General features: G+C 38.2%; 14 protein-coding genes. 9 read left to right on the top strand and 5 right to left on the bottom strand.

What is annotated here, in order from left to right; translation table 11 throughout:
- Window positions 1-67 precede the first annotated feature (67 nt).
- Window positions 68-1,096, top strand: a complete 1,029-nt coding sequence (pheS, locus tag LC115_01645) for a phenylalanine--tRNA ligase subunit alpha (GenBank protein ID MCZ2355385.1) — start codon at window positions 68-70, stop codon at window positions 1,094-1,096.
- 4 nt (window positions 1,097-1,100) lie between these two features.
- Here the strand turns inward: pheS and uvrC are convergent, their stop codons facing one another.
- The 3 genes from uvrC to LC115_01630 form a co-directional block, all read right to left on the bottom strand.
- A complete protein-coding gene (uvrC, locus tag LC115_01640) occupies window positions 1,101-2,918 on the bottom strand; it encodes an excinuclease ABC subunit UvrC (GenBank protein MCZ2355384.1) in 1,818 nt (605 codons plus the stop codon).
- A gap of 295 nt (window positions 2,919-3,213) precedes the next feature.
- Window positions 3,214-3,873, bottom strand: a complete 660-nt coding sequence (locus tag LC115_01635) for a TatD family hydrolase (protein MCZ2355383.1) — start codon at window positions 3,871-3,873, stop codon at window positions 3,214-3,216.
- Between the two features lie 4 nt (window positions 3,874-3,877).
- Complete coding sequence (locus LC115_01630; protein ID MCZ2355382.1) at window positions 3,878-4,447, bottom strand: DUF3109 family protein; 570 nt, start codon at window positions 4,445-4,447, stop codon at window positions 3,878-3,880.
- 93 nt (window positions 4,448-4,540) lie between these two features.
- Here LC115_01630 and ileS point away from each other — a divergent pair, with 93 nt between their 5' ends.
- The 7 genes from ileS to LC115_01595 all read left to right on the top strand — a co-directional run bounded on the left by ileS (window position 4,541) and on the right by LC115_01595 (window position 12,273).
- Window positions 4,541-7,963: an isoleucine--tRNA ligase gene (ileS, locus tag LC115_01625; protein MCZ2355381.1), complete on the top strand. Its 3,423-nt coding sequence runs from the start codon at window positions 4,541-4,543 to the stop codon at window positions 7,961-7,963.
- 10 nt (window positions 7,964-7,973) lie between these two features.
- Window positions 7,974-8,381 carry a TraR/DksA family transcriptional regulator gene (locus LC115_01620; GenBank protein MCZ2355380.1) on the top strand — a complete coding sequence of 136 codons (408 nt, stop codon included), beginning with the start codon at window positions 7,974-7,976 and terminating at the stop codon, window positions 8,379-8,381.
- 6 nt (window positions 8,382-8,387) lie between these two features.
- Window positions 8,388-9,059, top strand: a complete 672-nt coding sequence (locus tag LC115_01615) for a signal peptidase II (GenBank protein MCZ2355379.1) — start codon at window positions 8,388-8,390, stop codon at window positions 9,057-9,059.
- A 7-nt stretch (window positions 9,060-9,066) separates the two neighbouring features.
- Window positions 9,067-9,438, top strand: a complete 372-nt coding sequence (locus LC115_01610; protein ID MCZ2355378.1) for a cytochrome c maturation protein CcmE — start codon at window positions 9,067-9,069, stop codon at window positions 9,436-9,438.
- Window positions 9,439-9,484: 46 nt separating this feature from the next.
- Window positions 9,485-10,135 (top strand): VTT domain-containing protein, encoded by a 651-nt coding sequence (locus LC115_01605; protein MCZ2355377.1) that lies wholly within the window; start codon window positions 9,485-9,487, stop codon window positions 10,133-10,135.
- Between the two features lie 133 nt (window positions 10,136-10,268).
- Entirely contained in the window at window positions 10,269-11,156 is an 888-nt protein-coding gene (locus LC115_01600) for a rhomboid family intramembrane serine protease (protein MCZ2355376.1), read from the top strand.
- Window positions 11,116-12,273: an endonuclease/exonuclease/phosphatase family protein gene (locus tag LC115_01595; GenBank protein ID MCZ2355375.1), complete on the top strand. Its 1,158-nt coding sequence runs from the start codon at window positions 11,116-11,118 to the stop codon at window positions 12,271-12,273. Before LC115_01600 ends, LC115_01595 begins: the two co-directional genes overlap by 41 nt.
- A gap of 15 nt (window positions 12,274-12,288) precedes the next feature.
- Here LC115_01595 and LC115_01590 read toward each other — a convergent pair whose 3' ends face one another.
- The gene (locus tag LC115_01590; protein MCZ2355374.1) at window positions 12,289-13,200 is read right to left on the bottom strand and encodes an FkbM family methyltransferase; all 912 of its coding nucleotides are present in this window, start codon (window positions 13,198-13,200) and stop codon (window positions 12,289-12,291) included.
- 47 nt (window positions 13,201-13,247) lie between these two features.
- Entirely contained in the window at window positions 13,248-14,516 is a 1,269-nt protein-coding gene (locus tag LC115_01585; protein MCZ2355373.1) for a SpoIIE family protein phosphatase, read from the bottom strand.
- 155 nt (window positions 14,517-14,671) lie between these two features.
- Here LC115_01585 and LC115_01580 point away from each other — a divergent pair, with 155 nt between their 5' ends.
- Complete coding sequence (locus LC115_01580; GenBank protein ID MCZ2355372.1) at window positions 14,672-15,307, top strand: hypothetical protein; 636 nt, start codon at window positions 14,672-14,674, stop codon at window positions 15,305-15,307.
- The last annotated feature ends 9 nt before the right edge of the window (window positions 15,308-15,316 follow it).

Raw genomic sequence — 15,316 nt, 5'->3', positions numbered from 1 at the left:
TTGTTTGTAAAAGTAGAATAATACAAGCTGATTTATTTAGTGCCAAAAATCCGTGTAATTTTGCAGCATGACCTTAGCGGATTTAGCGCAACTACGCAATGAAATTACCTCCTTTGCTTTCCATTCTACAACTGATTTAGAGCTATTTAAGCAGTTATTTATTGGAAAAAAAGGGCGCATTACAGCTTTGTTTGACTTATTAAAAACTTTTTCTCCGGAAGAAAAAGCCCGATACGGTAAACTTTTTAATGAAATAAAAGTTTTTGCTAATAACCAATATGAGCAAGCTCAAGCCAAAATCTTGGTTCAATCTAAGCAGGAAAACGGGGAAGATTTAACCTTACCCGGCAATGCTTTTTGGGTAGGGAGCCGGCATCCGCTTTCGTTAGTAGAGCAAAAGATTGCAGAGATTTTTCAGCAAATAGGCTTTGTAGTAGCTGACGGTCCTGAAATAGAAGACGATAGGCATAATTTTTCGGCTTTAAACTTTGAAGAGAATCATCCTGCACGGGATATGCAGGATACTTTTTTTATTCGTAAAGATCCGGATTGGCTGCTGCGTACCCACACTTCAAATGTTCAAATTCGGGTCTTAGAAAGCCAAAAACCTCCTATACGGGTGTTAGCTCCCGGTCGAGTCTATCGAAACGAAGCCATTTCTGCCCGATCACATTGCTTTTTTCACCAAATCGAAGGCTTTTGCGTAGATAAAGACATCACTTTCGCAGACTTAAAACAAACACTTCACTATTTTGTTCAAACCCTTTTTGGTCAATCTGTTCAAATCCGGCTACGTCCTTCCTATTTTCCATTTACGGAAATCAGTGCCGAGATGGATATTTCCTGCTTGATTTGCCAAACCAATGGCTGCCCGGTTTGCAAACATACTGGTTGGGTTGAAATCTTGGGTTGCGGAATGATAGACCCAAATGTATTGCAAAATTGCGGCCTTGACCCAAATGAATACAGCGGCTTCGCATTTGGAATGGGAGTAGAAAGAATCGCACAACTATTATTTCAGGTTCCAGATATTCGGTTGTATTCCCAAAACGACATTCGTTTTTTGCAGCAATTTACCGGTAAAATCAACCTTTAACTATCTAATTAGCAAGGCTTTCTAAAATATTTTGGGCTAATTTTTCCCCTACGACTTTGCTCAGTTCATCTAAGGTTAGTTCTTTGATTCTTTTTACGGACTTAAATTCGTGCAGTAGTTTTTGAGCTGTTTTGGCTCCGATTCCGGGTATTTCGGTCAATGCTGTTGTGAGCGTTTCGCGGCTACGTTTATCACGATGAAATGTTATCCCAAATCTATGTGCTTCATCACGAATACGTTGCAGTAAGCGTAAGGTGGGGCTTTTTATATCTAAATGCAGCGGTACTGGGTCTCCGGGGTAATACAGCTCCTCTAACCGTTTGGCAATGCCAATAGCCGGAATTTTATGGTGTAAGTTTAGTTCTTGCAGTGCTTCTAAGGCATGAGAAAGTTGCCCTTTACCGCCGTCAATTAGGATTAAGTCAGGAAGTTCTTTATTATCAGCTAATTGTCTTTTGTAACGTCTTAAAACGACTTCGCGCATAGTGGCAAAATCATCAGGTCCGGAAACTGTTTTAACATTGAAGTGCCGATATTCTTTTTTGGCGGGTTTAGCATCTATAAACACAACGCAGGCAGAAACGGCATATTCACCTTGTATGTTTGAGTTATCAAAACATTCTATTCGCAGGGGAATTTTATCTAAACGTAAATCTTGCTGAGCTCTTTGTAGTAGTTCTTCGCCGGATTTTCGGGCTTTTTTTTGCGCTATTCGGTTAAGTTTTTCGTCTAACAGGGTTTGGGCATTTTTTTGAGAAAGGAGCAACACCTGATACTTTTCCCCGCGCTGTGGCTGCGTTATTTTGGTAATACTTTGGAAATCAAATGTATTTGAATTTATATTGGTAATTATTTCGGGATAAAATGATTCGTCTTCGGCGATTAGATGTGAGATTACGGCTTCAAAGATTTCCGGCGAAGTTTCATTTTCCTGAATTTTTATATCAAAAGCATGGGTGCGCATGATTGCCCCCCCTTGAATCTTAAAATGATGCGCAACAGCCAGATGATCTTGCTGAACGATTGATATAACCTCCACATTTCCAATATTTTCAGATACAATTGTGTTTTTTCGTTTGTATTCTTGTAAAGAATCCAATTGCTGTTTTAGCTGCTGGGCATATTCAAAGTTGAGGTTTTGGGCAGCTAATTTCATTTCTTGGGTAAGTTCCTGAAGCAAAGAACTATAGTTGCCTTTTAATATTTGCGTAATTTGATAGATATTTCGGTTGTAGTCTTCTTCACTTTGCTTCCCTACACAAGGAGCTAAGCAGTTACCTACATGATATTCTAAGCAAATTCTGAATTTTTGTTTTTGGATATTCTGTGGGGTTAGCAGATGGCTGCAAGTGCGTAGTTTATAGTGTTTTCTGATATAATTAAGCAACGTAACAAGGGCTGTTCCGCTGGGATAAGGCCCAAAATAGGTAGAGCCATCCGAAATTTTTTGTCTGGTAGAAAAAACGCGGGGAAAAGGCTCTTTTTGGATACAGATATAGGGATAGGTTTTTCCGTCTTTCAGCAAAATATTATACTTAGGCTGGTGCGTTTTAATCAGATTATTTTCCAATAAAAAGGCTTCAGCATCAGAATTTGTAATTGTATAAGTGATATTAAGGATTTTTTGAACCAATTGTTGGGTTTTAAAATCATGGGAATTATCTTTATTAAAATAGCTATTTACCCGTTTTTTTAGGTTTTTGGCTTTCCCTACATAGATTATTTTTTGGGCATCCCAAAACTGATACACGCCGGGATGTTCCGGTAGATTTTTTCTAATATGCTGTAAATCAAGGATTTCATTATTTTTGGGAAGTATCATAACTTATTTAGGTTGATTTTCAGCAATCATATTTAAGTAAATGGCGTTTTTTTTGAAATCATTATGGGAAAATCATATAACTATATTCATTTTTAGTATAAAATATAATTTCATGAAAATCAACGGATTAATGGTTCTTAAATAAACTGAGATTCAGTAAATTGAGGAGATTTACAACTCATTCTTTCTACCACACGAATACAGTCAAGAGTTCAAAGTTACTGAATTTTGTCCGGTTTTAGGGTAGAATTTGATTGTAATTCAGAAAACATCATAATCGGAGGTTATATTTATCTTATTTTAAAATCTTTTTTCCACTTGAATTTCGGAATAATTGAAATTCTTTCCAGTTTTCTAATTGCCATTGTATTAATTCTAATATACTAATTGACAATAATTTAGAAAAATGTTGGTATAAACTTTCTATTGAATCCTGACGACTATCTGTTTCCAAAAATAATTGTTCTGGGGGAATTTTATGCCACAGTTTAGCGGCATTAGAGGTAAGGTTTAAGGCTGAAAAACCAATAGAAATTCCGCAAGAAAATCGCAATAATTCTGCCAAAACTTTCTCATTCTGATTAAAGCCATGAATGATAAAGCGAACTTTTGGGTGATATTCTTTCAGTATTTTAAAAAGTTCTCCCCAAGCTTTAACGCAGTGAACGATAACTGTTTTATTATGATACTGAGCAAGTTCTATCTGTTGTAAAAATAATTTCATTTGGTTAGAAATCGGTTCGGCTCCTCTCCTATCCAAGCCGGACTCTCCCAAAGCAGTGCTTTGTATCAATAGCGATTCAAACTTATCAATATCAAAATCAGCACCTTTCCAAAAATAAGGATGTATCCCAACCGAAAAATGACCTTCAACATCTATTATCTGTCCAAACTCTTGATTTAAAATACCTATTTCCGATTCAACTCGGTGGTGAGAATGAACGTTTAGAAACATTATTTTATGTTTTATGTTTCAGATAGGAAAAGACTTCTTCCAGTTGGGTATAAAATTCTTCCCCAAATTTACGGATGATAGCATCTTTAACGTATTGAAACACAATTATTTTCTCTTTATTTTCAGGGCTGCAAGCACTCTGGCATATATCCCATTTATGGTATTTCATACTAACAAATTGCCCTTGTTCCAAACGAATGGGATATAGGTGGCATGAAATCGGCTTTCTAAAAGGTATTTTACCGGCAAAATAAGCCCGTTCAAAGCTACAGTAGGCAATACCTCCTTCAAAGAAAGCATAGGCACAGGCTTGGCCTTTCACCAAAGGTGTACCTAAATCCCCGTCTGAGTCATATACAGCAACATCTTGGTCTAAAATAGCCAAACGGGATTCTTCACTTAAATAGTCCCAAATTATTGATAACCATTGCTTTATTTCAGCAATTTCGGATTGCTCTACCGGAGCGCCGGAATCACCGGCTACACAGCAAGCTCCTTTACATTGCTCCAAACGGCACGCAAATTCTACCCTAAAAATCGCTTCATGAATCAGTACATTATCTATTAAAACCATAGAATTCAAAAGACAAAACAAACATAGGCTATTTTGGGAATAAATGATTTATTTGTTTTATTTTTTACGAACTTTGCGATTTAAATTAAAATAGTGCTTTCTGTGCAAAGCTCAGTAGTTAAACATAATTTTAGAACTCGTAAGAAGCTGGATTTCAGTGAAATAGAAAAAGAAATACTGGAATTTTGGCATTCTAATGATATTTTTGCGAAAAGTATTGATTATCGCAAAGGTTGCCCTTCATTTACTTTTTTTGAGGGTCCGCCTTCGGCAAACGGCTATCCGGGAATCCACCACGTGATGGCCAGAACTATCAAAGACATTTTTTGCCGCTATCAAACACTCAAAGGCAAACAAGTGCTTCGCAAAGCCGGTTGGGATACACATGGCCTCCCCGTTGAATTACAGGTCGAAAAAAGATTGGGAATCACCAAAGCAGACATCGGAACAAAAATATCCATTGCAGAATACAACCAAGCCTGTAAAGAAGATGTTTTCCGCTTTACCGACATCTGGAACGAACTTACCACCCGAATGGGCTATTGGGTGGACTTAGAAAACCCCTACATCACCTGTCATAACGCTTATATTGAATCCGTTTGGCATCTATTAAAACGATTATTTGATAAAAACCTTCTCTATAAAGGATATACCATTCAGCCGTATTCACCCGCAGCAGGTACAGGGCTCAGTTCACATGAATTAAACCTACCCGGCTGCTACAAACTCATAAAAGACACCTCTTGCGTTGCCCAGTTTAAACGCAAAAATACTGAAAATGAGTACTTTTTAGCATGGACAACCACCCCCTGGACCTTAGCGGCCAACGCAGCCTTAGCCGTTGGAAAAAACATCCAATATGCTCGCATACAAACCTTTAATCCTTATACCTATCAGCCGATTATTATAATCCTTGCTCAAGATTTAGTAAAAAACTTCTTAGGCGCAGATGAACAGGTACATCGAGAAAATTTTCCTGATAATATTTCCGACAACACCAAAAAACTTCCTTGGTGTTTACTAAATACCGTTTTAGGTTCAGAACTACTGAATAGCGAATACGAACAGCTATTGCCGTATATTTCTCCTTCAAAGCCGGCATTTCGCGTGATTCACGGGGATTTTGTCTCTACCGAAGACGGAACCGGTATCGTTCACATCGCACCAACTTTTGGCTCTGACGACTTTCGGGTGGCTCAACAAAACAATATTCCGGCAATTACTGTCTTTAAAAACGGCGCTGAAGAACCTATTGTAGATAAAGAAGGCAAATACATTCCGGAAATGGGCGAATTTGCAGGTCGCTACGTAAAAAACTATACAAATAACGCTGATTATCAATCACTTGACGTAGATATTTGCATAAAGCTAAAGTATGAAAACAAAGCATTTCGGGTAGAAAAATACGAACACAACTATCCGCATTGCTGGCGGACAGACAAACCTGTTTTGTATTATCCATTAGATAGCTGGTTTGTGCGTACGACTGCATATAAAGACCGTATGGTTGAGCTAAACAAAACGATTCAATGGAAGCCGGAAAGCACCGGAAGTGGCCGTTTTGGTAATTGGCTTGAACACTTAGTAGATTGGAACTTATCACGCTCCCGCTATTGGGGAATACCATTACCCGTCTGGACAAATGAAGCCCAAGGCGATAGCTCCCTAACTTGGTGTGCCGGCAGTATCGAAGACCTGCGTAAATATGGTTTTCGTTTTTCCCGAATTGAAACCTTTAAGCAACAAATTCATAATCTTCGGGAAAAAATACAGCAATCTCCCGATGCCTTTGCCCAAGAAATAGCTTGCGGCAATATCATACCATTTCAGGAAGATTTGATTACCAGTGATTTACACAGACCCTATATGGATGAAGTCTTTGTATGGTATCAAGAACAAATATTAGTCCGTGAACCTGATTTGATAGACGTTTGGTTTGATTCAGGGGCGATGCCTTTTGCCCAGTGGCATTATCCTTTTGAAAATCAAGAGTCTTTTACCAAAAATTTCCCGGCTGACTTTATCGCCGAAGGCGTAGATCAAACCCGTGGCTGGTTTTATACCTTACACGCAATTGCTGTACTTTTGGAAGATTCTGTTGCCTTCAAAAACGTTATTGCAAACGGCCTTGTTTTGGATAAAAACGGGAATAAAATGTCCAAACGAATTGGTAATGTGATAGATCCATTTGAAACTATCGCTACCTATGGAGCTGATCCTGTGCGTTGGTATATGGTCGAAAATGCCCCACCGTGGGAAAACTTAAAATTTGACCTTGCCGGTGTAGCAGAAGTACAGCGAAAATTCTTTGATACGCTATACAATACCTATTCTTTTTTAGCACTCTATGCTAACATTGATTCTTTTCAGTATGATAAATATCCCGTAATTCCAGTATCTGAACGCACTGAAATTGACCAATGGATTTTATCTATGCTCAATAGTTTGATACAGCGGGTAGATACCGCCTATTCTGAATACGAGCCAACCATAGCTGCCCGAAATATTCAAGCGTTTGTGATAGACCAGCTCTCAAATTGGTATGTACGGCTTTCCCGCAGACGTTTTTGGAAGGGAGATATAAGCCAAGATAAACTGGCTGCCTATCAAACTTTATTTGAATGCCTAACAACAGTAGCTAAACTGATAACACCAATCGCACCTTTTTGGGGAGAATATTTGTATAACTGCCTCAATCAAAGCCTCCAAATAACAGGAAATATCTCTGTGAACCTGACAGACTTTCCTAAATCAAGGCCGGAAATAATTCAAACTGAATTAGAATTTGAAATGACGTTAGCCCAAGAGGCTTGTTCATTAGCCCGAAGTATCCGTAAAAAAGTGGATATTAAAGTGCGCCAGCCTCTCCAACAAATGTTTATTCCGGTAGCGAATGACTCAATGAAGCAAGCCCTTATCCGAATACAGGAATTAATTTGCTCCGAAGTAAATGTAAAAGAACTAATACTCTCATCCAGTTCTGATTCTATTCTGATAAAGCGGGCGAAAGCCAATTTTAAGGTATTAGGGCCTTTGTTGGGCAAACGTATGGCTCTTGTGGCATCTTCGGTAGAGGTATTACCCAACGAAGCTATTGAGAAATTAACCCAAACCGGCGAACTTCCTATTGAGCTATCAGACGGAACTTCTTTTTTACTAACCCTCGACCAAGTAATCATTCGTACAGAAGACGTTCCCGGCTGGAGCGTTGCGACCTCTGCTAACTTAACCGTAGGTCTTGACATCAACCTGACTGAATCCTTAATTGCCGAAGGATTTGCCAGAGAACTCATCAATAGGATTCAAAATACCCGCAAAGAACTCGGCTTTGAAGTTACGGATACCATCGAAGTAGCCTTATCCGAAAATATTGCGTGGAATACAGCCTTACAACAACATCAGGAAACTATTTGTAAGGAAACATTGTCTCGTAAATTTACTTTATTACCGAATATAGAAAACGGAATCACAATAGAACTTTTTGGCCACACCGGATTATTGGTCATTTCACGATAAAAATGATATTATGACAGAAAAAACACATTACAACCGCGAAGAATTAGAAGAGTTTCGGGAAATCATCAACCGCAAACTAACAGAAGCACGCGAGGAATATACAAGCCTCCAAGACAGCCTTAAAAGTGCTCTCGAAAATGCCGCAGACGGCTTTAACCGTACCGAATTTGGTAACGACACCAGTGATAAAGAACAAACCGAAGTCTTTATCTCCCGAACCCTAAAATTTATTGATGCCCTTGAACGCGCCCTCATCCGAATTGATAACGGAACATACGGCAGATGTAAAGTAACCGGTAAACTAATCCCCAAAGAAAGACTGAAAGTTGTGCCCCATACAGAAACATCTATGGAAGCCAAACTCACCCAAAAACCGAACCTTCCCCCCACAGAAGACTATTCGGATTTTATCAAATAACCTATTTTGAAGTCGTTACGCTTTTTTGTCATAGCTTCTATTGTTGTTTTAATTGACCAAATTGTAAAGGTTATCGTAAAACTCAATATGAGTTTAGGGCAGGAAATCACCGTATTGGGAGATTGGTTTAAAATACATTTTATTGAAAATAAGGGAGCTGCATTTGGAATCACCTTGAGCAGCTTATTTCAGTGGGTGTTATCGTGGGGTAATAACCAGACATCTACTCATTCAGAAGAAGCAGACAAGTTGGTTCTGGCTGTTTTTTCTATATTAGCAATATTTGGGATAGCTTGGTGGATGATCTTAGCTGCGAAAAATACCCCTCAGTTGGCTACCGTAATCGCGTTAATATTAGGTGGCGCAACCGGAAATTTGATTGACCGCATCTTTTATGGGCGTTGGTTTGAAAGAATCAATGACTATGAAGGCGGGCTTTTCAACGGAAATGTAGTAGATATGCTGTATTTTGATGTTTGGAGCGGTATTATGCCAGATTGGATACCTTTCATCGGCGGACGATTTTACGCACTTTTACCGGTATTTAACCTCGCTGACCTCGCTATCACGTCCGCTATCCTTATCATCTTTATTTTTTACCCAAAACTGATTCAGCCTACAACCGAAATTGGTGCTGATAATCCTATTCAAACAAATAATAATCAAATATCTACATAAAAAACCCATGAAACTTAAATCCATTATTGGGCTTCTTATATTGGCTGGTTTTATTACCTTATTAATAATTAATTTTGCAGGCAGCACCAGCATTTACACCACTTTTGCCGATGCAAAACAGCGTGGATCGGATGTACATATCGTAGCCTCTTGGGTACGTAGAGATGAAGCTAAATATGATCCGGCGCAAGATATTTTTCAATTTTATTTACAGGACTCTACTAATAATACACAATTAGTTATCTATCGAGATCCAAAGCCGGCCAACTTTGAGCAGGCAGATAAGGTGGTAATCATCGGAAAATATCAAGGAGATGTTTTCGAGGCAGAAAAAATCCTGATGAAATGCCCCTCTAAGTATAATCACCAAGAACTATAACCGTATCATTACCCAAAACTTAGTAGCTTGCGCAAGCAATACCTTTATGTTTCAAGAAATTATTGAATTGTTAAATGGGTTTAAGCATCTTATTGACCCTGAGTTTATTATCTCTTATGGTGGATTAAGCCTGCTGGCAATAGTCGTTTTTGCCGAAACCGGTTTAATGATTGGTTTTTTTCTGCCGGGAGATTCTCTATTATTTACCGCCGGATTATTATGCGCTACCGGAATTTTTCAAACCAATATTTTAATATTAACGTCAGTGCTGGTAGTAGCCGCAATAGCCGGAGACCAAACAGGATACATTATTGGCAGAAAAGCCGGAGAAACCCTGTTCAAACGAGATGAATCATGGTTTTTTAAGCCTAAATATGTAGAAAAAACCAAAGACTTTTACAACAGACACGGCGGAAAAACAATCGTTATGGGACGTTTTGTGCCAATAGTCAGGACTTTTGCACCAATGGTTGCCGGTGTCGCCAAATTAGAATATTCAAAATTTGTCTTTTTTAATATCTCCGGCGGAATCCTGTGGGTTCTTTCTATGACTTTATCCGGTTATTTTTTAGGACGGACAATCCCCGGAATTAAGGAATATTTGGAAGTAATCGTTATCGGTATCATTATCGTTTCAGTAATTCCCATAATCGTTACTTGGCTTAAAGAACGAAAGTTAAGTAAAAATCTAAAATAACAAACCTGCTTTTTCAAAAACTATTTAGCTTTTAGTTTAATAAGATAGTTTGTATTTATTTCGACAATTTTAATCGAGAAATGGCTTTATTCGCGGATATATCACGAAATTTGCGCTGCCATTGTATCGAATAATGAATGATATTGGTTATAATTTTCGGGATCAATTTATCCGCCATTACGGAGCTATCGGGCAGATAATTGCCATTAGTGCCGGACTATTTTTGCTATTGGCTGTTATACATCTATTCTTTTTTTTAGTAAACCAAAGTTCTGTCTTTACGGCTTTTTATCAAACAATTCCTTTATCAACGCGGGTTAGCAGTTGGTTAAACTCCCCTTGGTCTTGGGTAACGTGGTTATTTTTATTTCGTTATCCGGATTTTATCGGCACATTATTTAGCTTGGTGTGGTTCTATTGGATTGGTGGAATTTTTAAAGATTTCACAAAATCTGTGGTCATTTGGAGTGTTTATTTACAGGGGGCATTTTTTGGGGCTTTATTTGCTATTTTGTGTTATGCTATTTTTCCTGTTTTTATAGGTATGGAGGGATATATCTTTGGAGCGTCTGCCGGGCTGAATGCAATTGTAGCCGCATCAGCAACATTGGTTCCTGATTATGGCATAACGCTCTTTTTGTTAGGGAGAGTACGCCTTCGTTGGATTGGGTTGGCTATCGTTACGTTTAATATTTTTATGATTGCAAGTTCTGGGAATCCGGCCAGTGCGTTAGCTCAAGTAGGTGCTGCTCTTTACGGTTTCTTAGCCATTCGCGCTTTAAAGCAAGGTTTTGAATGGCATCAGCCTATCCAATGGATAGTTTCATTATTTCAACCCAAACCGCACAATAACCGAACTACTAAAACATCATCTTCAGCAAAAACAAATTTAAGTCGTAAATCTACTATGCCCAATCAAGCAGAGATAGACCGCATTTTAGATAAAATTGCCTCTGTGGGTTATGAAAATTTAACTACCGATGAAAAACAAACCCTCTTCAACGCCAGCCGAAGAGACTAACTGGACTAGCCGGCTACTTAACCGTACTTTTTTTTACCTAAATATAGTTATGCTGCCGCCGGCTTTGTTGGTAGCCATAGCTCCTTATATCATGCCGGATACGTGGTGGATACCTACTTTGTTTAGCCTACACGCACCGTACTGGCTCTTGATACCGGCTTTTTGGACCCTCGTCTGGCTGATGTTCTCCCTAAAAAAAGCACTATTTAACTTCGCTTTTTTAATTATTAATTATCCGGCTTTTACCCATACAATTCAATTTAATGGGGCAATGGATTTAACAGAACGAGACTTTAAGGTAATGAGCTATAACATCAAGGTATTTGATAATCGTGTATCTAATATAGATACTTGTATCAAAGTGATAAAACCTCAGCAGCCGGATATTCTTTGTGTGCAGGAATTTTGGAATCCCAAACTAAAGTCCAAAGCAACTAAATCTAAGGAAGATACCACAAATACCGAAATAAGTTATTCTGATGTTAAAAGCCGATTTAAAAAAGAGTTGAACTTACCGTATGCTGTTTTTTTCCCTTCAAAAGTATTTGGTTCATTTGGATTAGCTATTTTTTCACGTTTTCCAATTGTTAAAGGAAAGCAATTAGTTTATTCTGAGATAAATACAACAAACGGCTTAATCTTTGCCGATATTCGTCTGTTTGGGGATACAATTCGCGTTTACAATGCTCATTTAGAATCCTATAATTTTCACGAACAGCATATAGATTTTTGGTCAGAAAATAGCAATAAACCGTATAGTTTTCGCAGTTTTTGGACTGTAGTAAAAGTGATGTTAGAGGCTTGGCGCAAGCAGCATAGCCAAATAGAAGCGTATGAAAAAGACAGGCAGCAGTGCCATTATCCTGTTATGGTTTGCGGGGACTTAAATGCAACACCCTATCATCCACATTACCGTGCCGTACGTTCAGACCTGCAAGATGCCTTTGAGGAACGAGGATTCGGGCTTGGAAAAACTTACGGAAATAGCTTAATTAACAAGCACCGAATTGACTACATCTTGGCATCCAACAAACTTATCATCGCTGACTTTAAAACGCCATCTATTCAATATTCAGACCACCTACCAGCCATTGCCACAGTTAGACTAAAAAAATAACTAACAACAATACACTCAGCGTAGATACGGATAATCAACTAAGTCGTCTTCCGGCATAAATAACAAGTCATAATAACAAACGCCCTCACATCCTTTGATTCTTTGTACCAAACGCTCAATTTCGCTTAACTCATTCATCTTAACTGTGGTTAGATAATTACCGAAATTATCAAAGAATGAAACTAATTTATAATGTTTTTCTCTAAAAATCTCTATTATCTCCATAACCGGAAATTGTTGAATACCCAAAAAATACGGGTCAAATTCTAAAAATATATATGGTTTTTGGTCTTGTATCCATTGAGTTGCACCGCGTAAGATATAGCCATCAAAGCCGTCTGTATCTATTTTTACTAACTTAGAATTCAGAAATTCCGGATATTGCTGCAAAACGGTCGTTAGCATTTTTACAGAAGACTTTTTTTCTGAAGCATTTTTCACCTGTGCAGTTCCTTTTTTAATTACCAATTCTGAATGAAGTGCTGTATTTTCTGCCCCCAATAACTGAATAACTGGCTTTACTCCGGTAAAGATTTGGGTATTTTGCTGCAAAAGTTCAAAAAAATGGGGATTCCCCTCAATACACAGTATGGCGTTTTTCAACTGAGTCCGTAATAATGCTGCGGTATCCCCAACATTAGCTCCTATATCAATAATCGGAGTATCCGGATATTTTTGATTTACCCACAATGCTATTTTCAGTAAATTAAATGAATAATTCGGATACTTTTTTAGGTTTTTAGGTAAGTCATGCGAAAATGGTACTTGAAAGGGGAAGCCGTATAAGTTTGTTTTTACGATTGGGTTTGATATTTTAAGGAGTATTTTCTGAAGGATTTGAAAAAAGCGCCTCCAGATTTTTTGATAAAACTTCTTGTGGGGTGTTTCTGCTATCTGGTTGAAAATATATTGATAAACTTTTAGCATCGGTGAAAGACGGCTACTACGGGAATAAGTGTATTTTGCTCAATAACTTAGAAAGCGATGCCAATCATAGTAACGTCATCAGTTTGTTCTTCTTCGGCTTTCCAGTCTTTCCAAACGATGTTAAACAAGGCACGTTGGACGTGCATAGATTCATGGTGGTTTTCAACGATGAGGTCTTTTAGCCTTCTGGTAGAGAACTTTTTTATGTCAGGGCCTCCAAATTGGTCTGTCATTCCGTCAGAAAACATATAGATAATATCTCCTTGCGATACCTCAAAGAAATGGTTAGTAAAAACCCGTTCTTCTTCCATTTGTTCACCGCCTATTGAAAATTTATCTCCTTTTATCTCTACAAGTTCGTTTTCATGCCACCAAAGTAGGGGGCGAAAAGCTCCGGCAAACTCTACATCTTCACCATAACGCTCAATAGCACAAAGGCATACATCCATCCCATCTCGGGATTTTGACTCCGTTGAATCCTGTTTTAAGGTAGATCTTACCTGTACGTGTAGTTCGTTTAAAATCTTAGCAGGAGTATGAATATTTTGCTGATTTACAATTTGATTTAGTAAATTGTAACCAATTAAGGACATAAAAGCTCCCGGAACTCCGTGCCCTGTGCAATCCACAACGGCCACAAAAACTTTATTGACAGTTGAAGTAAACCAATAAAAGTCTCCTGAAACAATATCTTTGGGTTTGAATAAAGTAAAATGGTTTTCCAGTGCTTTATCCATAGCGTTTTTATCCGGTAAAATAGTTTTCTGGATTCTTTTAGCATACCGGATAGATTCCATAATGTCTTTACTTTTTGCCTCGTTTTCCTCCTTTTGTTTCATTTGGTCGGTAACGTCATAGGCTACGCTCCAATACCGAATTGGGTTACCGCTTTCATCTAACACCGGAGCGATAAAAATATCTACCCAAAAAGTTTCAAAGTCTTTTGCGCGGTTTTTGAGTTCTCCCATCCAGACTCCGCCGCGGCTAATCCTTGACCAAAGGGACTGAAACACATTGCTTGGTATATGCCCAGATTTGATAATACGGATATTTTGGCCAATTAACTCTTCCTTAGTAAATTTAGTTTTTCGGCAAAACTCTTCATTTACATTGATTATTACACCGTCACAATCTGTTTCTGAGACAATTGGCAGTTGATGGTGCTTACGTAAATGCTCAAATAAAGAAGCTATAACCGGATGTAGTTCTTCTTTGGAGGCTAAATTCCCGTTGATTCTACCGATACGGTCTTCAAGCATTTCCTGAAACCGAGATGACCGGTCTATCAAGGCAAGTAATTCTTCGTAATTATACATTATGAACCCGCTATTTTCCGTATTAAAGCCAGCGCAAAAATACAGAGAGAATATAACATCGGCAAAAACTATTTTATACAAATTTACACGATATTTGTAGATTTCTGTGGATAATTCTTATTTTATCTAATAATTTTTCATATCTTAAATTTTATATGAACTCACTTCTAATAGTTGGGGCGGGCGGGCTTGCCAAACAGCTATTACCCCAAATCGTTCACCTAAAATACGACCGAACTGCTTGGTATGATTCTGGAAATGTGGACGTTAGATTAGAAAGCTACTTTCCCGTAATACCTAACGAAATTCAACTAAGAGAGTGGCTAAACACTAACGGGAATCTACAAAAATTCGATTTTTTGCTCGCAGTAGGAAACCCTAACTTACGAAAGTATTTCTTTAACTTATTGATAAAATTAACCGGAAACTGCATCGGATTGAATCATCATTGTACAGAAAAAATACCTTTTATCAAAATTTCTCCTTCGGCTAGTTTTTTATCAGAAGTTTATTTAGAAAGCTTTACGGAAATCGGTATCGGAACACTCATCAACGTACGTGCACAGATACATCACGATACCAAAATAGGAGATTTTTGTGAAATTGGGCCGGGAGCTGTCTTGCTTGGGAATGTAACTATCGGTGATGAATCATTTATTGGTGCACAAGCTACTATTTTGCCCGGAGTTACCTTAGGAAGTAATGTCATTGTGGGTGCAGGGGCAGTTGTAACCCAAAACTTCCCTGACGGTGCTAAAATTGCCGGAAATCCGGCTAAACCTATTCGCTAAAAAACGTAC

The sequence above is a fragment of the Bacteroidia bacterium genome (assembly GCA_026932145.1).
Lineage (GTDB): Bacteria > Bacteroidota > Bacteroidia > J057 > JAIXKT01 > JAIXKT01.
Note: the sequence above shows the minus strand (reverse complement) of the source record. Positions and strands in the feature narration are given on the sequence as shown.